Source organism: Maritimibacter alkaliphilus HTCC2654 (assembly GCF_000152805.1).
Classification (GTDB): domain Bacteria; phylum Pseudomonadota; class Alphaproteobacteria; order Rhodobacterales; family Rhodobacteraceae; genus Maritimibacter; species Maritimibacter alkaliphilus.
This window is the reverse complement of sequence record NZ_CH902578.1, coordinates 2,955,631-2,975,338: the sequence shown is the minus strand read 5'-3', so window position 1 is coordinate 2,975,338 and position 19,708 is coordinate 2,955,631. Positions and strand designations below refer to the sequence as shown.

Annotated in this window: 22 protein-coding genes; 8 read left to right on the top strand and 14 right to left on the bottom strand. The window is 62.5% G+C overall.

The window, feature by feature from the left end; translation table 11 throughout:
* Positions 1-15 precede the first annotated feature (15 nt).
* From RB2654_RS22490 to RB2654_RS15485, 4 genes are read left to right on the top strand one after another with little or no spacing between them, the layout of a single operon-like run.
* Complete coding sequence (locus RB2654_RS22490; protein ID WP_008333573.1) at positions 16-960, top strand: lysozyme; 945 nt, start codon at positions 16-18, stop codon at positions 958-960.
* Positions 957-1,244: a hypothetical protein gene (locus tag RB2654_RS15495; RefSeq protein ID WP_148912689.1), complete on the top strand. Its 288-nt coding sequence runs from the start codon at positions 957-959 to the stop codon at positions 1,242-1,244. The genes RB2654_RS22490 and RB2654_RS15495 overlap by 4 nt, the downstream gene beginning before the upstream one ends.
* Positions 1,198-1,422, top strand: a complete 225-nt coding sequence (locus RB2654_RS15490; RefSeq protein WP_148912690.1) for a hypothetical protein — start codon at positions 1,198-1,200, stop codon at positions 1,420-1,422. Before RB2654_RS15495 ends, RB2654_RS15490 begins: the two co-directional genes overlap by 47 nt.
* Entirely contained in the window at positions 1,412-2,044 is a 633-nt protein-coding gene (locus RB2654_RS15485) for a hypothetical protein (protein ID WP_217515955.1), read from the top strand. The genes RB2654_RS15490 and RB2654_RS15485 overlap by 11 nt, the downstream gene beginning before the upstream one ends.
* Before the next feature lie 67 nt (positions 2,045-2,111).
* Here the strand turns inward: RB2654_RS15485 and RB2654_RS15480 are convergent, their stop codons facing one another.
* Positions 2,112-3,200, bottom strand: a complete 1,089-nt coding sequence (locus RB2654_RS15480) for a cache domain-containing protein (protein WP_148912691.1) — start codon at positions 3,198-3,200, stop codon at positions 2,112-2,114.
* Between the two features lie 435 nt (positions 3,201-3,635).
* On the opposite strand from RB2654_RS15480, the gene RB2654_RS15475 reads away from it, so the two are divergent.
* Complete coding sequence (locus RB2654_RS15475) at positions 3,636-3,998, top strand: helix-turn-helix domain-containing protein (protein WP_008333564.1); 363 nt, start codon at positions 3,636-3,638, stop codon at positions 3,996-3,998.
* A 4-nt stretch (positions 3,999-4,002) separates the two neighbouring features.
* On the opposite strand, the gene RB2654_RS15470 is transcribed toward RB2654_RS15475, so the two are convergent.
* The 3 genes from RB2654_RS15470 to RB2654_RS15460 all read right to left on the bottom strand — a co-directional run bounded on the left by RB2654_RS15470 (position 4,003) and on the right by RB2654_RS15460 (position 6,759).
* Complete coding sequence (locus RB2654_RS15470; protein ID WP_008333563.1) at positions 4,003-4,977, bottom strand: tyrosine-type recombinase/integrase; 975 nt, start codon at positions 4,975-4,977, stop codon at positions 4,003-4,005.
* Positions 4,978-5,510: 533 nt separating this feature from the next.
* Positions 5,511-6,311 carry a glutathione S-transferase family protein gene (locus RB2654_RS15465; RefSeq protein ID WP_040885073.1) on the bottom strand — a complete coding sequence of 267 codons (801 nt, stop codon included), beginning with the start codon at positions 6,309-6,311 and terminating at the stop codon, positions 5,511-5,513.
* A 4-nt stretch (positions 6,312-6,315) separates the two neighbouring features.
* Positions 6,316-6,759, bottom strand: coding sequence for a cupin domain-containing protein (locus RB2654_RS15460; protein WP_008333561.1), 444 nt, complete (start codon positions 6,757-6,759; stop codon positions 6,316-6,318).
* A 112-nt stretch (positions 6,760-6,871) separates the two neighbouring features.
* Between RB2654_RS15460 and RB2654_RS15455 the strand changes: the two genes are divergently transcribed.
* The gene (locus RB2654_RS15455) at positions 6,872-7,795 is read left to right on the top strand and encodes a LysR family transcriptional regulator (RefSeq protein WP_008333558.1); all 924 of its coding nucleotides are present in this window, start codon (positions 6,872-6,874) and stop codon (positions 7,793-7,795) included.
* A gap of 260 nt (positions 7,796-8,055) precedes the next feature.
* Here the strand turns inward: RB2654_RS15455 and gph are convergent, their stop codons facing one another.
* Together gph and ald are read right to left on the bottom strand one after the other, a co-directional pair.
* Positions 8,056-8,709, bottom strand: coding sequence for a phosphoglycolate phosphatase (gene gph / locus RB2654_RS15450; protein WP_008333557.1), 654 nt, complete (start codon positions 8,707-8,709; stop codon positions 8,056-8,058).
* A gap of 65 nt (positions 8,710-8,774) precedes the next feature.
* Complete coding sequence (gene ald / locus RB2654_RS15445; RefSeq protein ID WP_008333556.1) at positions 8,775-9,893, bottom strand: alanine dehydrogenase; 1,119 nt, start codon at positions 9,891-9,893, stop codon at positions 8,775-8,777.
* 130 nt (positions 9,894-10,023) lie between these two features.
* Here ald and RB2654_RS15440 point away from each other — a divergent pair, with 130 nt between their 5' ends.
* Entirely contained in the window at positions 10,024-10,488 is a 465-nt protein-coding gene (locus tag RB2654_RS15440; protein ID WP_008333555.1) for an Lrp/AsnC family transcriptional regulator, read from the top strand.
* Here the strand turns inward: RB2654_RS15440 and RB2654_RS15435 are convergent.
* Positions 10,485-11,720 carry an MFS transporter gene (locus RB2654_RS15435; RefSeq protein ID WP_008333554.1) on the bottom strand — a complete coding sequence of 412 codons (1,236 nt, stop codon included), beginning with the start codon at positions 11,718-11,720 and terminating at the stop codon, positions 10,485-10,487. The two genes, RB2654_RS15440 and RB2654_RS15435, sit on opposite strands and share 4 nt — an antisense overlap.
* 112 nt (positions 11,721-11,832) lie before the next feature.
* On the opposite strand from RB2654_RS15435, the gene zapE reads away from it, so the two are divergent.
* A complete protein-coding gene (gene zapE / locus RB2654_RS15430; protein ID WP_008333553.1) occupies positions 11,833-12,915 on the top strand; it encodes a cell division protein ZapE in 1,083 nt (360 codons plus the stop codon).
* A 1-nt stretch (position 12,916) separates the two neighbouring features.
* Here zapE and RB2654_RS15425 read toward each other — a convergent pair whose 3' ends face one another.
* From RB2654_RS15425 to RB2654_RS15395, 7 genes are all read right to left on the bottom strand, one after another.
* Positions 12,917-13,261, bottom strand: coding sequence for a hypothetical protein (locus RB2654_RS15425; protein WP_008333551.1), 345 nt, complete (start codon positions 13,259-13,261; stop codon positions 12,917-12,919).
* 81 nt (positions 13,262-13,342) lie between these two features.
* A complete protein-coding gene (cobM, locus tag RB2654_RS15420) occupies positions 13,343-14,134 on the bottom strand; it encodes a precorrin-4 C(11)-methyltransferase (RefSeq protein WP_008333548.1) in 792 nt (263 codons plus the stop codon).
* A complete protein-coding gene (gene cobJ / locus RB2654_RS15415) occupies positions 14,131-15,972 on the bottom strand; it encodes a precorrin-3B C(17)-methyltransferase (protein ID WP_040885071.1) in 1,842 nt (613 codons plus the stop codon). The genes cobM and cobJ overlap by 4 nt, the downstream gene beginning before the upstream one ends.
* On the bottom strand, positions 15,963-16,664 hold the full coding sequence (gene cobI, locus RB2654_RS15410; protein WP_008333543.1) for a precorrin-2 C(20)-methyltransferase: 702 nt from the start codon (positions 16,662-16,664) through the stop codon (positions 15,963-15,965). Before cobI ends, cobJ begins: the two co-directional genes overlap by 10 nt.
* Complete coding sequence (locus RB2654_RS15405) at positions 16,661-17,866, bottom strand: bifunctional cobalt-precorrin-7 (C(5))-methyltransferase/cobalt-precorrin-6B (C(15))-methyltransferase (protein WP_008333542.1); 1,206 nt, start codon at positions 17,864-17,866, stop codon at positions 16,661-16,663. The genes cobI and RB2654_RS15405 overlap by 4 nt, the downstream gene beginning before the upstream one ends.
* The gene (locus tag RB2654_RS15400; RefSeq protein ID WP_008333540.1) at positions 17,863-18,510 is read right to left on the bottom strand and encodes a precorrin-8X methylmutase; all 648 of its coding nucleotides are present in this window, start codon (positions 18,508-18,510) and stop codon (positions 17,863-17,865) included. Before RB2654_RS15400 ends, RB2654_RS15405 begins: the two co-directional genes overlap by 4 nt.
* Entirely contained in the window at positions 18,507-19,706 is a 1,200-nt protein-coding gene (locus RB2654_RS15395) for a sirohydrochlorin chelatase (protein WP_008333538.1), read from the bottom strand. The genes RB2654_RS15400 and RB2654_RS15395 overlap by 4 nt, the downstream gene beginning before the upstream one ends.
* Between the last annotated feature and the right edge of the window lie 2 nt (positions 19,707-19,708).

Below are 19,708 nucleotides of genomic sequence, written 5' to 3'. Positions count from 1 at the left end.
CACAAGGAGAAACCCATGAAACAGACCCCGACCTGGCTGCGGCTGCTCTTGCACGCCGACTCAATGATTTTCGCGATCCTCGCCGGGGTCGCGCTGCTCGCGATCACCTTCGTTGCGGTGGGGAACCTGAACCCCGTGCCTCTGTCCTGGGGGATCCTCGTGTTCATCGTACTGGCCCTTGCACTGCGCGGCCGAGATCAGGGCATTGCCGCGCGTCGCGGCGATCGGGGTCGGTGGATCCGCACGCTGGTCAAGTACGCGCTCGCGATCGGGGTCACCGCCGCCGCCACGCTCTACGGATCGCGCGCCGAGGCCATGAGCGAGGCCCCGGCGCCCGCCAAGGTCACGCAGGCCGCGCTGTTGAGTCCGAACGTGACCGAGGCCAAGACGTTCGCCTATTGCCGCCTGAAGATCGTGGAGTACGAGGGGGTGCGCCTCGAGGCATACATGCCGACGCCGGACGATCGACCGACCATCGGCGTCGGCGCGACCCACATTGACGGCAAGCCCGTCACGATGGGGATGGTGATCACGATGGAACAGGCGATGGATCTCCTCGACGAGCACATGCGGCTCTACCGAACCTTCTACATGAAAGCGTTGACCGAAGAGTCGCGGCGCACCCGGCTCAACACGCCGCGCGACTGCGCCTTCACCAGCTGGACGCTGAACATCGGGGGCGGTGCCGCCCAGCGGTCGACGGCCATCAAGCGGCTGAATGCCGGGTGGATCGAGGGCGCCTGTGACGCGATGACCTGGTTCCACAAGCAGGCTGGGCGCCCGCTACCCGGACTTCAGATCCGGCGGGGCAAGGAATGGGTCGACTGCATGGCGGGGGTCTCTGTCGCGAACCAGGTGGGATTGAGGAAACGCGAGGAGCCCATCGTCGCGTGGTGGAATGCCTCAGCTGCGGTCGCACGCGGGGATCTACTGATCTTCCCTGTCGAGTTGCGGTGGTGACCCGCCTGCCGCTCATCCTCGGCGCTCTTGCGGCCGCTCTGGCGGCAGGGTGGCTGATCTACCACCTGACGACCCGGAATGCCGCTCTGCGCGCGGATCTGCGCGGGGCCGAGGCGACGATCGAGAATTACCGTGAAGCGGCGCGGGTCGCTAACGATCAGCTGCGCGCCGAGCAGGCACGAAACGCCGCGCTCGAGGCGCGGATCGACGAGTTCGCGGAACTGGAAGGGGCCGACGATGCGCTATCCGATTATGGCCGCGCTGTTCTTGACAGCGTGCGGTGAAACCACGGTTGCCCGCCAGCCGATCCCGCCGACCCTGCTCGAACCTGTGATCGTGCGCTGCGCCGCCGGCACGACGGAACGTGCGCTCGGCGAGTGTGCGCTGCGCCTGCGGGCGGGGCTGGACACGGCCAACGACAAAATTGAAGCGATCAAGGGACTGGTGACGCATGACGGGTGAGAACGGTAACCCAATGCCGCGAAAGGCATGGATGAAAGACGAGGCGATCAAGTTCGCCTTCCGGCAGTTTCTGACGATCGTCATCACGGGTTTCGTGGCTCTGACCACCGCTCTCGTCTGGGAGCCTGCGCGCGACTGGCTGGTCGGCATGGGGACAATGCCGCGTGAAATCCAGAAGCAGGGCGAACGGATCGAGGCGGTCGAGACGACGGTGCGCCGACTGACGCAGCCGCGCAAGGTGTTCGAGGTGTCCAGGGTAAGCACGCGGCCGGTGGCTGGCTTCTGTGAAGAGGGCGAGCCCTGCCGCATCAAGCTCCGAATCCGCCGCCTCGAGCCTGCGAAGGAATGCCAGATTGTGCCAGGCTCAGTCGAATGGGGATTCGTGAACCCGCGGTCGGAGATCTTCGCCCATGCCGAGCGCGTCGACCCGCCGGCCGGGCGCAACATTGGACTGACCTGGGAAGACACCTTCGTCACGGTGATCACACCGACCGGGCTGCAGCCGGACGCGAATTTCACGTTCATCGCGAGATACACGCACTGCCCTGGCTGGATCGAGGGTGAGCCACCGCTCGAGTATCAAAACGAGCCGATTCCGTTTGCGATCAAGCAGTTGGAGTGACTGATCAAGGGCAAAAAACCCGCACGGACTAACCGCGCGGGTCCACGTTGACAACCGTGTCGGGGCTTCAAGTACCTTTGGCCTTGAACTCGAGCGAGGCTATCGTCGTTTGTATGCGAGCCAAGGCTCCAGACAGCATGATCGCTTCATGGGAACTGTCATCCTCGGTGGGGTAAGTCGGAACGCCACGAGCGATATTGTCGGCGGTGTCGACCAGAGCGGAAATCGGCCTGAGGAAATGCGCCGCGAAAAGATAGGCGACCGCCGCGATTATCACGAACGCACCGCCCAAGATGAACACCAGGGAGTTCCAAGCAGTGCCCATAATGCTCTGTTCCGGCATAGACGGCAGGCGTACGATCAAGCTCCAACCGAATTCGGGCACATCGCCTTGCACGAAGTTGGGCATCAAAGCGCCGACGAATGCGCTATCTGAACCAACATTATGGGAAGTCCGGCTTGAACCTAGCAAGGCAAGACGTCTCAATTCCTGGACCATCGGATCATCCTGGAAGCCAGCATAGTCGGCCAGCGCGTCACCGCGTCGGTCAAGAATGCCGAACTCAACTTCCATGGCGTTCGCGCTAGCTGCGATGTGGTTCGTAATCCAATCAAATCGCATCGTGTAGACAGCAACACCGACTACATCGCCCGCGTCATTGAGCATCGGCCGCGACATGTTAAAGCGTTGGCCTATCCCGTCTTTGTCATTTTGGGGGGTATAGACGTTTCCGATGCGAACTCCGTGAAGTCCGCTCAGGAACCATTGCCGAGACGAGACGTCTTCGCCCTCCCGCAGCCCATCGCTGCCGGCAACGACAACACCATCCAATCCAACAACGCCTGCCCAAAGAATACCCTTTGAAGCTCTATTGGCTGCATCCGAGACTTGGCGGGCGGACGACGGGTTTTTCACATCAACCAGAACTCCAAAACTTCCAAGGCTTTCCCATTCACGTGCAATAAGGGACGAAACAGACACTTGTAGCGACGCCGCAGCATGCAGAGCGGCTTTCGATTGCGCTTGGTACTCGAGGGTCTCGAGACGATTCTTCGTGGGCATAGCAAGACCGATCGCGATCAAGAAGAAAGCAACAGCTGCACTACCTAGAAGCGCATGGAAGATACGCGGGTGCGACGATCTGTGACTGCCCATGCTAACCTCCGCTCGAGCCAGTGTGTGCTTCTTGAACTTTTGCCAAAGATTGGGGCAATTGTTTGGCCACTGCCGCAAAAAATAACCGGCGAGTACATTTTCCCACGGAGACAGTCAACTCAATTGCCAATTTGAAGGACGTTCATCACCAACAACGTCGCGGTGTCTCGGACGCTGAGTATCATCAGAACATCTACTGTAGTGGCTTTGGGGGGATTACAACCCACACAGGAATGCCAGACTGACTTGGTCGACAACGGCTAGTTCTAGTATCGCCTGCCGTGGGATTGTCGGCCGCGTTCACTCCTGTCCGCCTAGCAGGCAAGCCCCCAACTCCAAGCTTTGGTTTTGCGCTCACTGCAAAAATCTAGGACGGTCAGTTCGGTACGCGTTCTTGCGCTTCCCAAGGTCGCGTATTTGGCGCAAGGTTGGCAAATGAAACACCCTATAGATGTATTTATCGGTCGCCGAATCCGCGAAGAAAGAGTCGCCGCGGGACTCACACAGAAAGAGCTTTCGATCCTGATAGGCGTGAAGTTTCAGCAGCTTCAAAAATATGAAACAGCCGCCAATCGCGTTTCCGGGTCTAGGCTTTGGATGATCTCCAAGGCGCTAGCGGTCCCGATGTCGAGCTTCTTGCCCGACGGCGTTGAACTTCCAATTTCAGAAAAGGACGCAGAACCGAGCGACGCTCGACTGATGAGAGACATCTTGATGTTAGAACCGAAACTCAAGTTGGAGCTTATTCGATTCGTTCGCGCGATTTCTCGAGGGACGGACAATTCACCGAAAGACTAATGTCTCAATCGGAGAAAGCTGCAGAAACCTTAGCCGCAGCAGACTGACTTGCCAGCAGCCTCCTCCCGTATCGCGCGGGCATCTCTGGAGAGGTCCAGCGACCGGCAACCATGATAGATGAGAGATCACAGCCGAGCTTCAATGCATCCTGCACGCCACCAACGCGTGTGCTGTGAGCTGACACATCGTTTCGGCCGGTACACCGTTTGATGATCCGAGAAATCGTAGCTGCGTCCAAGGGACCAACCTTCGCTTGGGCCTGCGACTTGGTGAACAGGGGGTCCGACGGCTTCAGGCAGGCAAGATCGACCCAGGCCTTCGCCGCCTCGGTCCCCCGTCGTGATAGGAATGCATATGCGCCTTCTCCAAACTGGTCTGTCTTTGATTTGGCAATGTAGAGCAGGCTTGTCCCGTCCTCTTGAGGACAGATGTCCTGAACCCGAAGCGCAACAAGTTCGGACGCGCGGCACCAGCTATCTGTTGCCACCCAAAGGACAGCTCTGTCTCTGACTTCGATCCTTGAGCAGCCAAGGGAGCCAATTGCGTGCATGACCTCCCTTTTCCCCAAAGGAGGGGCTTGGCGGTGACCCGCACCGTATCTGCGCTTTACGGCTTTCAGCGCAAGCTCAACTAGCCTGTGCTGACACGGTGGCGCGAGAAAGCGCGCTCTATGCATCTCGTTGATGGCCCACAGGCGGGTCTCGATTGTAGACGCTCTGATCTTGCCGCCCATGTCATCCACGTATGCGGCAATGACAGAAGGATGGACCGGGGGTTCGCTCTCGAATGAATTGGCAGCACACCAACCGCGGAACAACTTGATCATCTGCAGATAGTTTCTGCGCGTACTTGGCGCGAATGCTTCCACAGAACGGCGTTCATACTCAGCGATGAGTTCGGCCCGCGACGACATCGTCGTCTTAAGCAGCCGAATGACAGTTTCATCCCGTTCAGTCTGAAGTTGCTCCCGAGCAGTCATGGAATCGCGACCTCCCCGAGGCCGATCCTAAGCGCATTGACAAGAACTACGAACCTCAAGTTGGTAACTGAAGTGCTATTCGCATAGGAATTTGCGCCGCCAGCGACCGAAGAGACCCCTGAACGACAAGAGATCTGCGTCGCGTCACATCATGTCGCGCACCGGATCAATTTAGAACACCCTAAGAACACTCTGCACACACTCTGCACCAATTCTGCGTGTCGGCCGCGGCAAGATCCATTGAAACCCGCAAATTTGGCGTTATCAGTCTCTGTTTTCTCGGCCAAAGAAGCCTTTGTTATCCTTAGACTTGATCCGAAAACGGCTCGGCGGAGACGCACTCGAGTGGTCGAAGGCGCTCCTAGGCCAAGGGAGTTCGGTCCACTTTCCCGGCAGATACCCAGCCGCGCACAACGGCCAGTTCCGGCCCATTCTCGCTGGTGATGGTGCTCACCGCGACCGCCAGTTCTGATTTGCTTGTTGCTGCAATTCACACGAACGTCAGGATTGTAAGCTGCCTTCAATACGTTGGCTCAGGCTACAAGTCCGAGGTCCCTGTCGGTGGCGCTGCCTGCATACTTGTCTTTGGGGGGCATCGGTCTCGATTGCCAGCTGGGTTCGAAAACGAAGCTGGATACATTGCGCCCCTCTGGCAACGCGCCATTTCCCGCGCCAAGCGCATAGTCGTAATAGAGTTTAACGATTTGCTCCTCGGTCACCTGATGGGTGCTAGGATGGGCCATGCAAGCGTCGCGCCATATCCGCACGCGCTCGTAGTCTGTTCCTCGTGGAAGTTCGAAATCTTCGTAATAGTCCAGGAACCAGAAACGTTTGAACATCGGCGCGAAGACGGCCTCCGCAAGGCCGAAGTCCTCAAAGAGATACGTGCCCTTCGGATTCCGGTCGGTGAGGAAGTCGTTGATGTCCCTGTAAAGTGCCAGGAGATTGTCGAGATGTTCGCCACGACGCGCACGGTCTTGGTTCATGACAAAGAGATAGCCGGCCATCGTGAAAGGGCCTTCGCGGGCGATCAACATCGATTCAATTGCATGTTCTAACGGGTCGCTTCGGCGCAGCATGGGGCCTTCCAAAGCTTCATCAAGATACCGCAGGATCACAAGGCTCTCTTTTAGAATGCGTCCGTCTCTGGTTTCGAGGACTGGCAATGCGGTCGTGCCACGTGTCTTCGCCAGCAGTTCGGGGTCGCGCGGTTTGGTGATGTCGACAACCCTAAACTCGACCGCGTCCTGCTGCCCGCGCAGAGCCAAGAGGATTTCCAGACGCTGCGAAAAGGGGCAGACCGGAATGTGGTAAACGATATGTCTTCCTGTCATTTGGTCAGTCCAGAGGTGGGCCGGTGAAGGCCATGTTGTGCCGCTTTGCGGATTCTTCGATAGCTGGCATGTCTTCCGGGATGCGGAACTGGCCATCCGCCATATCCTTAAAGAACCCTTCGAAACCACCAGGCGTGAGGATCACCAGGTGGCGGCACGGCTCATCTCCGATCACCTTGAACGTATGCTCCTTGCCCCGAGGGATAAACACACTCTCGCCCGCGCCCGCCGCGAACTCCTGACCTTCCAGCCAGAACTTGCAGGTCCCGGTCATAATCACGAACGTTTCGTCTTCGTTCTTGTGCACATGGCGTGGTGGTCCGCTTCCGGCCGGAGACCAGCTATCCACGATGGACATCGCTCCGCTGGTTTCTTCAGGGCTCAGGATCGTCTTGTACCGCACGCCGAGCCATTCGATGGCTCCGTCGATTTCGGGCAGATCTTTCATCGTTTCTCTCCATGGGCAGTGGATTGAAACGAAAGCGCTTTCGTTGACACGAGCTTACCGGAAAGCCAACCTATCAGGCAAACCGCATTATCTGATAAAGGGTATCGCCTAGGTGAATTTCGCGACACTCGATCTGAACCTTCTGCGCGTTCTGGACGCCCTCTTTCGAGAGGGCTCAACCGTTAAGGCCGCATCGGGGCTGGCGATGTCGCAGTCGGCCGTTTCCGGGGCGCTCTCCCGGCTCCGCCATGCATTAGGTGACCAGCTCTTCATTCGACAGGGGAACCGATTGGTTGCCACTGATTACGCAGCAGGAATCGAAGCTGGTTTGAGAGAGGAGCTGGAACGCCTTGAGGCGTTGCTTGCCCCCCAGGCCGTCTTTGACCCGCAAACCGCCAAAGGCACTTTCAGGATTGCCGCAAGCGACTTCTTCGCTGAGCTCTTGATGCCGCCTTTGGCTGATCTCCTACAAAAATCGGCACCTCACCTCAGGGCGCAGCTCGTCGACCTCGTTCCGACCGACTATGTGACTAGTCTTGAAAGGCGCAACGCCGACATCGCGTTGATCCCTGACTTGCCGCTGCCGGAATGGGTCAACCGGGAGCCTTTGTTCTATTCTCCGTTCTATGTGATCGCGCGCGAAGGTCATCCGGTCACCGCGGGATTGGGGGAAGGAATGGAAATGCCAATGGATGTCTTCTGCGCGCTTCATCACGTCCTGTTTTCTCCTGAAGGCAATCTGGCAGCGATGGGTGACGCTGCCCTTCACCGGGTCGGGAAAAGTCGACAAGTCGCGATGACCGTACCCGTTTTCAGCGGCGTCTGCCGAGCGGTCAGCGAAAGCGATCTCATTGCCCTCGTGCCTGCGCAACTTGCGTCGAAAGTCGCCGACACATTTCGGCTACGTGTGTTCGAGCCGCCGATGAAGATTGATCCTGCGTTGATCATTGGCATTTGGCACAAACGTTCAGACAACACACCGATGGCCAACTGGATGCGTAAGCAGGTCTTTACTCTCATGAAGGCATTGGATTGAGGTGCATAGGCGCCTCCACTTACACACCCGCGATTGACGCACCGCGCAGAGAATGACAGCTCCCCGCCCGCGCTGCCTCGAGCGAGCCAACCCCAAACTTAACAAGGGTGACAAGGCTAATCCTCGCTCATCCAATCCGAGCGGACATGATCGGCTGACCGTCACGTGAACGCCCCCACGCTACCACACGAAACCCCAGACAATTCGGGTTTGCGAACGGGTCCGCCGATGCCTTGGCATCCGCGGACCCGCCCGCGCACTCACGCCTCGCCGAAGGCTTGCTGAACCAGTCGCGGCAATTTCGCGAAGTCGTCGAAAGCGAAGCTGTGCGGAATACTTGCGACCTCGGTCTTTCGGTAGCCTTCCGTGAAAAACAGAAAGGGCACGCCTGCGCGCTGCGCGGTCTCGGCGTCGACTTCGCTGTCGCCCACATAGACCCTGTGCCCGCCGCCCAGCGCGTCGAATGCGGCGTTCAGGGGCGCGGGGTCGGGCTTGCGGGTGGCAAGGCTGTCGCCACCCCAGATCGTGTCGAAATACCCGTTCAGGCGAAGATGTTTCAGAACCGCGCGACACGGTCTGATGGGCTTGTTGGTGCAGATCCCGAGGCTGTGACCCGCACCGACGAGCGCGTCCAGCGCATCCTCGACGCCCGGATAGGGCAGTGTCAGGGTCACCGCCGCATCGTATCTTTCGACGAAGGTCGCGAGCATCCGGTCCTGCTCACTTTCAGGAAGCCCCCGCGCTTGGCGCATCCTTTCGACAAGGGTTGCCGCGCCGTTTCCGATGAACTGGCGCGTTTCCCCAAGGGTAAGCGGGGCCGCCCCGGCTTCGGCCAGAAGGCCATTGGCCACCTCGCGGATGTCAGGGGCCGAGTCGATGAGCGTGCCGTCCAGATCGAATACGATGCGAGCCATGCCATTTCCGTTCGCGGTTTGGGTGTTTGAGACCCCAAACCGCCCGGCACGTCAACCGCGGCGCATCAGGCTTTGATCGCGAGCGAGGGCGACACCACGTCGATTTCCAGCGCCCGCCCCACGGCGTAGTTCGTCAGCTTCCCGGCATGGACGTTGAGGCCCGCCAAAAGGCCCTCGTCGGCCTCCATCGCCGCGCGCCAGCCCAGATCCGCCAGCCGCAGCATGTAGGGCAAGGTGGCGTTGCCCAGCGCAAGGGTCGAGGTGCGGGCGACCGCACCCGGCATATTGGCCACGCAGTAGTGCATGATCCCGTCCACCTCGTAGATCGGGTCTTGGTGGGTGGTCGCCTTCGATGTTTCGAAACAGCCACCCTGATCGATGGCCACGTCGACCAGCGCCGCGCCCGGTTTCATCTCGGAGAGTTCGGCCCGACTGATGAGTTTCGGGGCCGCCGCACCGGGGATGAGCACGGCGCCGATGACCATATCGGCCTCGGCCACAAGTTCGGCGGTGCGGGCCTTGGAGGAATAGGAGGTCTTGAATTCGCCCCGGAACATATCGTCGAGCTGGCGAAGTCTCGGCAGCGACATATCGAGCACGGTCACATCCGCCCCCATGCCGGAGGCGACGCGCGCCGCCTGCGTGCCGACTACACCGCCACCGATGACGACGACCTTCGCGGGTCCGACCCCCGGAACGCCGCCCATGAGCACGCCGCGCCCGCCGTTGGCCTTTTGCAGGGTCCACGCGCCGACCTGCGGGGCAAGCTTGCCCGCCACCTCGGACATGGGCGCGAGCAGCGGAAGCCGCCCGTCGCGATCTGTCACGGTTTCATAGGCGATCGCCGTGGCGCCGCTGTCGATCAGATCGCGGGTCTGGTCCGGGTCGGGCGCAAGGTGAAGGTAGGTGAACAACACCTGCCCCTCGCGCAGCTTGGCCCGTTCGACCGCCTGCGGTTCCTTCACCTTCACCACCATGTCGGCACGCGCGAAAACCTCGTCCGCCGTGTCCACGACCCCAGCCCCGATGGCGCGATAGGCATCATCGGTGAAGCCCGAGCCTTCGCCCGCGCCCATCTCGACAATCACATCATGCCCGTGCGCGATGGCTTCCGCCGCCGCATGAGGGGTAAGGCCGACACGATATTCCTGCGGCTTGATTTCCTTGGGGCATCCGATGAGCATGGTATCCTCCGTTCGCTTCACGCGCAGGCTACCCCCGCCCGCAAGCAATCGGATTGAAATTCCTCCGTGCACTCGGGCCATTTTTCGAATAATCCACCGACGAACAAGCGATACGACGCAAGGACATTCGATGGATTCCACTCTCGACGAAATGGATCGACGCATTCTGCATGTTCTTCAACGGCAGGGGCGCATTTCGAACGCGGACCTTGCCGAACGGGTGCATCTGTCCGCCTCGGCCTGTCACCGCCGGGTTCAACGGCTTGAGAAAGACGGGTTCATCCGCGATTACGTCGCCCTTCTGACCGCGCGAAAGATCGGCTACCCGACGATGGTCTTCGTGGAAATCTCTCTCTCCGGTCAGGCCGACGAGTTGCTGGAGGCGTTCGAGCGCGAGGTCGCGCTGGTGCCGGAAGTTCTGGAATGTCACCTGATGGCGGGCACGGCGGACTACATCCTCAAGGTCGTCGCCCGCGACACCGACGATTTCGCCCGCGTGCACCGCCAAAAGCTCGCCCGGTTGCCCGGCGTGCAGGGCATGCAGTCCAGCTTCGCCCTGCGCACGGTGTTCAAGACCACCGCGCTGCCGACCTAAGCCGCGGCCATGACGGGCGAGCGCCGCTCCTTGATCGGCAGGTGCAGCAGCGCCGACAGCGCGCCGACCCCGACGCCGACCCACCAGACCATCGTGTAGTCGCCGGTCAGGTCATAGAAGCGGCCACCCAGCCAGACGCCCATGAAACTGCCAAGCTGGTGCGAGAAGAAGACGATCCCGTAAAGCGTGCCCATGTAGCGCAGACCATAGAGGTGTGCGACCAGACCCGATGTCAGCGGAACGGTGGCGAGCCAAAGGCTCCCCATCACGATCGAGAAGACGATGACGCTGGTGGGCGTGATCGGCAGCAGGATGAACGCGCCGGCGGCAACCGTGCGGGCGGTGTAGATCGCCGCGAGCAGGTATTTCTTGGGAAGCTTGTTGCCCAGATAGCCCGCGTAAAGCGTGCCCGCGATGTTGGCGAGCCCGATGAGCGAAATCGCGATGGCCCCCAAGGCCGAGGTCGTCGACACACCGAGCGAAGCCAGCGTGCCCGAAGGATCGATGGCCCCGCACATCTCGGTCACGAAGGCGGGGAAATGCGCCGTAATGAAACCGAGCTGATAGCCGCAGGAGAAAAAGCCTAGGAAGATCAGCGTGTAGGACGGGTCGCGCAGTGCGCGCATCAGAACCGTCCCCATGCTCTCCTGCAACTCCAATCGGCTGGCCGCAGGCGCACGCATCAGAGGCAGGACCAGAAGCACGGCGAGGATGGCCACGGCGAACAGGATGAACACGCTCTGCCACGGCATGAACGACAGCATCCATTCGGCCAGCGGCGCGCCGAACACCTGCCCGGCCGAACCCGCCGCCGTCGCGATGGCAAGCGACATGGATCTGTTCTTGTCGGACGACGCCCGACCGACCACGGCGAGGATCACGCCGAACCCGGTGCCCGCGATGCCGAAGCCGACCAGCACTTCCAGCGTCTGATGGGCCAGCGGCGTGGTCGCGAAGGACGAGGCGACAAGCCCCGCAGCATAGAGCACCGCGCCGAAGATGATCGCCTTGCGATCCCCCATCTTCTCGGCAATCGCGCCGAAGATCGGCTGGCCGATGCCCCAGGCGAGGTTCTGGATCGCGATCGCCATGCTGAAGTCGGCGCGCATCCAGCCGAATTCCTCGGCGATCGGAATCTGGAACACGCCGAAACTCGCCCGGATCGCGAAACTTATGATGATGACGATGCACCCGGCAGTCAGAACCGGTGTGATAAGGCGTGTGTTGTCCATCAGGGCCCTCCGACATCTGCGTAATCCGCCAGAGCGGCGCCCGCGTCAAACGCTTATCCGTGATGCGGCATATCACCTTTTCCTATCGGGCACGGCGGGCTAGACGGTTGTCATGAGCGAGAGCCTGCAAGACATCTACGCCGCCCGCGTCGCCGAGGGACGGATCACGCCCGACCCCGCGCAGGAAGAGGCGTTGCCGCTGTTCGACGACATCCGCGCGCATCTGGTCGCAGTGAAAGACAAAAAACGCGGTCTGTTGGGCGGGCTGTTTCACAAGCCCGAGGATGTGCCGGACGGCTTATACCTTTGGGGCGGCGTCGGGCGCGGCAAGTCGATGCTCATGGACCTGTTCGTCGAGCATCTGCCAATCGAAGGGAAACGCCGCGTCCACTTCCATGCCTTCATGCAGGAGGTGCAGGAGGGGCTCCATCAGGCCCGCAAGTCGGGCGAGTCCGATGCCATCGCGCCGGTCGCCGCGAAAATCGCCAAAGACCTTCGCCTCCTCGCGCTGGATGAAATGCAGATCACCGACATCGCCGACGCGATGGTGGTCGGGCGATTGTTCGAACACCTGATGAAGAAGGGCGTTGTGATCGTCACCACGTCGAACCGCGTACCGAACGACCTTTATAAGGACGGGCTGAACCGTCAGCTGTTCCTGCCCTTCATCGACCTCATCAAGGATCGTCTGGTTGTCCACGAACTCGCCAGTCACAAGGACTACCGGCAGGACCGTCTGACAGGCGGACAGGTCTATTTCACGCCCGCGAACAGCGAGGCGCGTCAGGCTATCGAAGCGGTCTGGACCGATCTGACCGGGGGCGGCGATGCCGAACCGCTCGTGCTGAACGTGAAGAACCGCGAGGTCGAGATCCCGGCCTACCGCAACGGCGTCGGGCGCGCGAAATTCCATGAGCTGTGCGGGCGGATGCTCGGCCCGGCCGACTACCTCGCCATTGCGGATGCGCTGAAAGTCCTGGTGCTGGAGGACATCCCGGCCCTGTCACGCCAGAACTTCAACGAGGCCAAACGCTTCGTCACCTTGATCGATGCGCTCTACGAGGCGCATGTTCGGCTTGTGGCGAGCGCCGCGGCGGAACCGGAATACCTCTATCTCGAAGGCGAGGGCAGTTTCGAATTCGAACGCACGGCCAGCCGCCTGCGCGAGATGCAGGACAAGGACTGGGGTCAGTAGCTCAACGCGGGATCAGGGCGACGGGCGAATCCGGGTCGCGCGCGAAATCGAGCGGGGGTTTGTCCATCGCAAGTGTCGAGCGTTTGAACTCATACCGCATCATCGGACCGTCCTCTTCCGAGGCCACGATCAGACACTGATACAGATGGTTCTCACCGGCGTAGAGATCGACCAGCCCGCGCAGCTTCGGCGCATCGTCCCGATCGAGTGCGAAACCGCCCTCACGGAATTCCAACACCGGGAAAGACTCGTCCCCCACGGCCACACGCATATGCGCCTTCTTGCGCGCCGCTTTCATGTGGGCCGCTTGCAGGCCTTCCTGAACGTCCTTGGGAAGCGAGTCCATGTTACCCTCCGATCACGGCTAAACCATGACAGGGACATGGTTTTCGTCAAGTAAACGAATGTCGCGGGCATGTGTTCCGTGTCAGGTGTTGTTTTCTTCCACCAGGTCGACACCCACCACCGGGCGCAAAACATGCGGCCGCGTAGGGTCGTAAAGCGCGGAATCCTTGAAGTCGCGAACCCGGCCCAACGCCGGACCGACAAGGATCAGCGCCGTGCGCGTGATCTTCTCGGCGCGCACTTTCAGACGGATGTCCGACAGCGTGCCACGGATGAGTATTTCGTCGGGCCAGCCGACGCGATAGGCGACGACGACCGGGCAATCGGCGCCGTAATGCGGGGTCAGGACCCGCTCGATCTCGCGCATGTTGCGCACGCCCAGATGGATCGCCAGCGTCGCGCCCGTGCGGGCGAAATTCTCAAGTGTTTCGCCTTCGGGCATGGCGGTCGACTGCATGGAAACACGTGTCAGAACAATGCTTTGCGCGATCTCCGGGATCGTCAACTCCTGACCCAGCGCCGCAGCCGCAGCGGCATAGGCGGGCACGCCGGGCACGATCTGATAATCGATGCCGTCCGCCTGCAAGCGCCGCACCTGCTCGGCCACCGCGCCATAGAGCGACGGGTCGCCGGAGTGCACACGCGCCACATCCTCGCCCCGCTGATGTGCCGCCAGAATCTCGGCGTGAGTCTGGTCGAGCGTCATCGGCGCCGTGTCCATCACGCGCGCGCCTTCGGGGGCGCAGGCGACCACTTCGGGCGGAACCAGCGATCCGGCATACAGGCAGACAGGGCATTCTCCGATGATCCGCTGCGCCTTGAGCGTGAGCAATTCCGGGTCGCCCGGTCCGGCGCCGATGAAATAGACGGTCATTCAGAAGTCTCCGTTTCCAGATGGCGATTGCCCACGTTCTGAAGGTCACCATCGATTCGCCGGGCATAGCCGCGCGGCGTGTACATGCGGGGGCCGTCGCCCAGTTGGGCGAGTTTGGAGTTGGACGATCCCACCAGAACGACGGTCAGCATATCGACATCGTCCACATCGAGGTCGGCCAACCTACGGTAGCGTATGTTTTCCTCGGGTCGCCCAAGTGAGGACGCAAGAAGAACGGGCGTATCTTCCGGCCGATGCCCCAGCAGAATGTCCCTTGCCTCTGCCAACAGCGTGCGGCGGCGGCGCGACACGGGATTGTAGAAGGCGATCACAAAGTCGCCTTCGGCGGCGGCGTGCAGCCGCTTCACGATATCGTCGCGCGGCGTCAGCAGATCGGAGAGCGAAATGGCGCAGAAATCGTGCCCAAGCGGCGCCCCTGCCCGCGCGGCCGCAGCCTGAAGCGCCGAGACGCCCGGTGTCGACATCACTTCGACCCGGCGCGCCGCGTCCGACACGCCCTGTTCATCGGGCGCGCGGTCGAGCAGTTCGAACACCAGCGCCCCCATCGCGTAAATGCCCGCGTCGCCCGAACAGATCAGCGCGACGTTCTTGCCCTTGCCCGCCTGTTCCAGCGCATAGCGGCACCGATCCTCTTCCCCGCCGAGGGGGAAGTCCGACCGCATTTTGCCTGCGGCGAGAGGGCCGAGCAGATCGATGTAAAGACCGTATCCGACCAGCTCTTCCGCCTCTTGAATGAGCCGCGAAGCCTCCGGCGTGCGCCACGTGGCCTGCCCCGGTCCGATCCCGATAATCGACAGGTGACCGCGGGCGCGACCCAAAGGCTCTGCGATGGGCGACGGCGCCTTTGCCAAAGCGCAGGTCGTATTGGCGGTCTTGCGCTTCTCGGCCGAAAGCACCGCGTCTTCGCCTGCCGAGGCCAGCGAAGCTGCTTCGGCCACACCATGACAGCCGACCTCGGCGAAGACGACATCGGACGGGTTGGCAAGGCGCGGCGTCATCTCCTCCAACTCCGCAGCCGTGAACAGCTTGAGCGGAACGCCGAACGCACGCGCGAGCGCATTCACCGAAGGCTCGTCCGCCTTAAGGTCGAGCGTCGCGATGGCCGCAATGGCTCCGGTGGCGATACCCGCGTCCCGCAACATGACCTCGACCGAAGAACGCAGCTCCTCCACCGGCGCGTTCCGCGCGCAACCGACGCCGAGAACGTAGGTCTGCGGGTAATAGACAAGGCGCTCCGGGCCGCCCGCGACGGGTGCCTCCGTGACCACCAGTTCGACGCCGCCCCGCGGATCGCTCGCGATGTCGAAGATCGCGTCACCTTCGATGCGCGCCCCCTTGCCCGCCAGCATGGCGGCCATGACCGATTTCGCGTCTTCCGGGTTCGCGAGACGGTAGCCTGCGGGCGGGACATCCAGCGCGACACCCAAGGCCACGTCGCCAGCTGTCGTCACCGCCGCTTTGGCGCCCAGCAGGTCCGCGATCTCCCGCGCCAAGCGGTTCGCCCCACGGTGCCCGCCCAGCAGCGGGATCGCAGCGCCGCCGTCGTCCGAAACGGCGACCACGGGTGGTTCGGTCCGCTTGTCTGCAAGGATCGGCGCAACCGCGCGGATCAGGATGCCAGCGGCGCAGACCCCGATGATCGGCGTGCCAGCCGCGAACAAATCGCGGGCATGGTCGAGCGCATTCGGGAAGAACGCATCGGCTTTGTCGACGCGGCCTTCGCGGCCATGCACCTGTGCGCCCAGCGCGCCCGCGATACGGTGCGCCACGGCTTCGCCGGAACGGTTGAGACAGAGAACGACGGGGGTCACAGCCACGGGTCGGAACCTTTCGTCACGAGAATGAGAGAGAAATAGGGCGCGGGATCGGGCGCTTGGGCGAGCGGCAGAATTCGCTCGGCGGAAAGCGTGGCGCGCTCGATGTAAACGGCCCGGTCGGACAGACCTTGGGCGTCCAAGACGTCACGGATGCGTGCCAGATGACGCCCGACCTTCATGATGACGATGCTGTCCGCGTCTGAGATGCGAGCGGCGAGCGTGTCGCTGTCGAGCGGACCGGGAAGGACCGTGAGCACTTCGTTCCGGGCGGTCAGCGGCGCGGCGGCGCGCGCGGCCCCGGCGGAAACCGAGGTGATGCCGGGTATGACTTCGACCGGGAAGCGAGCCGCGAGCCGAGCGTGCAGATACATGAAGGAGCCGTAAAAGAACGGGTCGCCTTCGCACAGGACCGCGACGTTCCTGCCGGCCTCCAATGCTTCGGCGATCCGGTCGGCCCCGAGGTCGTAGGCCGCCTGTGCAGGCTCGCGGGATTTGGTCATCGGGACTTCGATGACGATCTCATGGGCATCGGGACGGATCAGATCCGCCGCGATGGACCGCGCGAAACTGTCGGTGTCGGGGAGCGCGGGATAGGCCACGACGTCGGCGGCGCCGATCGCGCGTGCGGCCTTCAGCGTCATCAGGTCGGGATCGCCCGGCCCGAGGCCCACACCGATCAGCGTGCCGGTCATCGTTTGACCATGCTCCACTGCACGACCGGGCGGAACGGACGCCAGCCGGTCGACTGCGGGCCGAGCGTGTCGGCGCGGGACACCGAGAGCTGGACGAGTTCGCCGCCGTGGGCGTGGTAGAGTTCGGTCAAAACCGCCTGGCTTTCCAGCGTCACGGCGTTTGCGACGAGACGGCCGAGCGGTTTCAGCGCCGACCATGCGGTTGCGTATGTTTCTTCCGACAGACCGCCGCCGATGAACACGGCATCCGGGGCCTCCAACCCATCAAGAGCTTCGGGCACCGTCCCGTCGACGATGCGAAGCTGTGGAACGCCCAGCGCTAGAGCGTTGGCGGCGGCGAGCGCACGTCGGTCCGCGCGGGGTTCGATCCCGATGGCGCGGGCATAACGTGCCGCGCGCATCCATTCGACCGCGACCGACCCGCAGCCCGTCCCGATATCCCACAGCAGAGCCCCGCGCATCGGCATGAGCTTGGCCACGGTGAGCGCGCGAACCTCGCGTTTGGTCATGGTGCCGTCATGCTGGAACAACTCATCCGCAAGGCCCGGCACACGCGGGAGGAGCGCCGCATCGGGGGCCGCGACGCATTCAACGGCGAGTGTGTTGAACGCGGGGACTTCGTGGTCCCACGCCTCGGCCAGTGCATCGAAACGCTTCTCGTTCTCGCCGCCCATATTGGCGAAAACCGTCATGGGGCTGCGCCCGAACCCGCGCTCGGTGAGGAACCGGGCGATCTGGCCGGGGGTCTCGGCCCCGGTGGTCAGGATCAAGAGCCGCGCGTCAGGCTGGATGAAGGCGATCATCTGCTCGACCGGGCGGCCATGCACGGTGAGGGTTTCGAGGTCCGCCATGCTCCACCCCATCCGGGCGGAGGCGAGCTGGAAGGCCGAGAGTTGCGGGTGGAACGTGATCTCATCCGCCGGGATCGAGCGGCCAATGCGTGCGCCGACCGAGAACCACAGCGGGTCGCCTGTCGCAAGGACGACCACCCGCTTCCCCTTGTAGGACTGTAGCTGTTCGATCAGCGCGTCGAAGGGCGAAGGCCACGACACGCGCTCGGCTCTGCCAACATTCGATAGCGTATGGTGACGGTCGCCGCCGACGATGATCTCGGCGGCTTCGACCACGGCGCGGGCCGCGGGGGTCAGGCCGTCCATGCCGTCTTCACCGATCCCGACGATGTGGAGCCACGGCTGTGTCATTGCGTTTTCTCCGGTAGGCCAGCGGCCAGCGCGTTGACGGCGGCGGATGCGATGGCCGATCCGCCGCGCCGTCCGCGTAGGGCCACGAAATCGCAGCCGCGCGGGTTGTTCGCGAGTTCAGCCTTGCTCTCGGCCGCTCCGACGAAGCCGACGGGGAAGCCAAGGATCACGGCAGGCTTGGGTGCACCCTGATCCAGCAGTTCGAGCAGATGGAAAAGCGCGGTGGGCGCGTTGCCGATGGCGACCACGGCGCCTTCGAGCTTGTCGGCCCAAAGCTCGACCGCCGCCGCGCTGCGGGTATTGCCGATCTCCCGCGCGAGATCTGGCACGGTGGGGTCGTTCAGCGTGACGATGACCTCGTTTCCGGCGGGCAGGTAACGCCGGATGATCCCCGCCCCGACCATCTCGCAGTCGCACAGCACCGGGGCGCCAGCGGCCAGCGCCGCCTGCCCCGCCGAAAAAGCGCTTTCGGAATAGGCCAGACGATCCGCCACCTCGACCATACCGCAGGCGTGGATGATCCGCGTGGCGAGTTGCGCCATGCCGGGATCGAAGCGATCCAGCCGCGCCTCTTTCTCGACCGTCGCGAAGCTCTGGCGGTAGATCGCAGCCGGATCACGCTCGTAACGCAGGGGGGGCCTCATTTCGAGCGCGCCGATTCAGGGCCGTGCGGGTGCTTGGCGTGCGGATACTCGGCGTGATGGTGGTCGTGACCGTGATGATGGTGGTGGTGCCCATGATCCTGGTCGTGGTGGTGATGATCGTGCAGGTGCAGGCGGCACTCCCCCGTGCAGAAGGTATCGCAGAACGTGCAATCCGCCACATTCGATCCGGGGGCCTGTGCCCCCTGCCCTTCGACGTGGTGGTGGTGGCTTTCCTGCACGGCGCCGACCTCGGCCTCGAACCCCAGAACCTCGACCCGGTATTTGCACATGACACAGGTCGGCGGCGGCGTGTCCGAGAAAGCCGGATGCCCGGCTCGATCCTCCGGCTTGATGTGTTTGTGACCGCCGCCCGCGAGCGACAGAACCTGTTCGCGGTAGGGGCAGGTGCCGCAATTCGGGGGCGGCACGGTGCCGAGTTGCTCGGTCACCCGCTCGGCAAAGGTTTCGAGCACCTTGGGGTGGTCGTTCAGATAGCCCGCTTTCACGAACTGAATGCCCGGGTGCGCTTCGGCCACACGGTCGGTGAAGCCGTAGATGCGGTCGATCAGGATGCCTGTGAACAGGAAGTACGGGAACACGACGATGCGTTTGTAGCCCAACTTGGCTGCGTGCTGGAGGCATGGTTCGACCAGCGGAAAGGTGACGCCGGAATAGCCGACCTCGAGCCAGCCGAACCCCATCCCCTCCTGCAAGAGGCGCGCGATCTTGGCGACATTGGCGTTGGCGTCCGGGTCCGAGGCACCACGCCCGATGACGACGAGGCAGGTGTCCTCATGCGCCACAGGGCCATGTTCGGCATTTGCGGCGGCAACGGCATCGCGGATGCGCTCGCCCGCGGCGGCGACCATCTTGGGGTCGACGCCAAGCTCGCGCCCATAGGAAACGTCGATCCCATGTTCGGCGCCATATGTGTTCAGCACGGTCGGGATGTCGTTCTTGGAATGCATCGCGGCGAAGAGCATCCCCGGCACGGCGAGGATCTTGTCGCACCCCGCCTCGCGCAGGTTGTCGAGCCCGACGCGGATCACCGGGTTCGCGAATTCCAGATAGCCGTAGTCGACCATCCAGTCGTCCGGAAAAAAGGCGGGCAGCTTTTCGGCCAGCACCTTGAACTCGTCCACCGCCGACTGGCTGCGCGAGCCGTGGCCACAGATCATCACCCCGATCTTCGACATGG

Excerpts from the sequence above, each read along its gene's own strand:
- RB2654_RS22490 (WP_008333573.1), top strand. The coding sequence starts at position 16 with ATGAAACAGACCCCGACCTGGCTGCGGCTGCTCTTGCACGCCGACTCA.
- RB2654_RS15490 (WP_148912690.1), top strand. The coding sequence starts at position 1,198 with ATGCGCTATCCGATTATGGCCGCGCTGTTCTTGACAGCGTGCGGTGAA.
- RB2654_RS15485 (WP_217515955.1), top strand. The coding sequence starts at position 1,412 with ATGACGGGTGAGAACGGTAACCCAATGCCGCGAAAGGCATGGATGAAA.
- RB2654_RS15480 (WP_148912691.1), bottom strand. The coding sequence starts at position 3,200 with ATGGGCAGTCACAGATCGTCGCACCCGCGTATCTTCCATGCGCTTCTA.
- RB2654_RS15475 (WP_008333564.1), top strand. The coding sequence starts at position 3,636 with ATGAAACACCCTATAGATGTATTTATCGGTCGCCGAATCCGCGAAGAA.
- RB2654_RS15470 (WP_008333563.1), bottom strand. The coding sequence starts at position 4,977 with ATGACTGCTCGGGAGCAACTTCAGACTGAACGGGATGAAACTGTCATT.
- RB2654_RS15465 (WP_040885073.1), bottom strand. The coding sequence starts at position 6,311 with ATGACAGGAAGACATATCGTTTACCACATTCCGGTCTGCCCCTTTTCG.
- RB2654_RS15460 (WP_008333561.1), bottom strand. The coding sequence starts at position 6,759 with ATGAAAGATCTGCCCGAAATCGACGGAGCCATCGAATGGCTCGGCGTG.
- gph (WP_008333557.1), bottom strand. The coding sequence starts at position 8,709 with ATGGCTCGCATCGTATTCGATCTGGACGGCACGCTCATCGACTCGGCC.
- ald (WP_008333556.1), bottom strand. The coding sequence starts at position 9,893 with ATGCTCATCGGATGCCCCAAGGAAATCAAGCCGCAGGAATATCGTGTC.
- RB2654_RS15440 (WP_008333555.1), top strand. The coding sequence starts at position 10,024 with ATGGATTCCACTCTCGACGAAATGGATCGACGCATTCTGCATGTTCTT.
- RB2654_RS15435 (WP_008333554.1), bottom strand. The coding sequence starts at position 11,720 with ATGGACAACACACGCCTTATCACACCGGTTCTGACTGCCGGGTGCATC.
- zapE (WP_008333553.1), top strand. The coding sequence starts at position 11,833 with ATGAGCGAGAGCCTGCAAGACATCTACGCCGCCCGCGTCGCCGAGGGA.
- RB2654_RS15425 (WP_008333551.1), bottom strand. The coding sequence starts at position 13,261 with ATGGACTCGCTTCCCAAGGACGTTCAGGAAGGCCTGCAAGCGGCCCAC.
- cobM (WP_008333548.1), bottom strand. The coding sequence starts at position 14,134 with ATGACCGTCTATTTCATCGGCGCCGGACCGGGCGACCCGGAATTGCTC.
- cobI (WP_008333543.1), bottom strand. The coding sequence starts at position 16,664 with ATGACCGGCACGCTGATCGGTGTGGGCCTCGGGCCGGGCGATCCCGAC.
- RB2654_RS15405 (WP_008333542.1), bottom strand. The coding sequence starts at position 17,866 with ATGACACAGCCGTGGCTCCACATCGTCGGGATCGGTGAAGACGGCATG.
- RB2654_RS15400 (WP_008333540.1), bottom strand. The coding sequence starts at position 18,510 with ATGAGGCCCCCCCTGCGTTACGAGCGTGATCCGGCTGCGATCTACCGC.
- RB2654_RS15395 (WP_008333538.1), bottom strand. The coding sequence starts at position 19,706 with ATGTCGAAGATCGGGGTGATGATCTGTGGCCACGGCTCGCGCAGCCAG.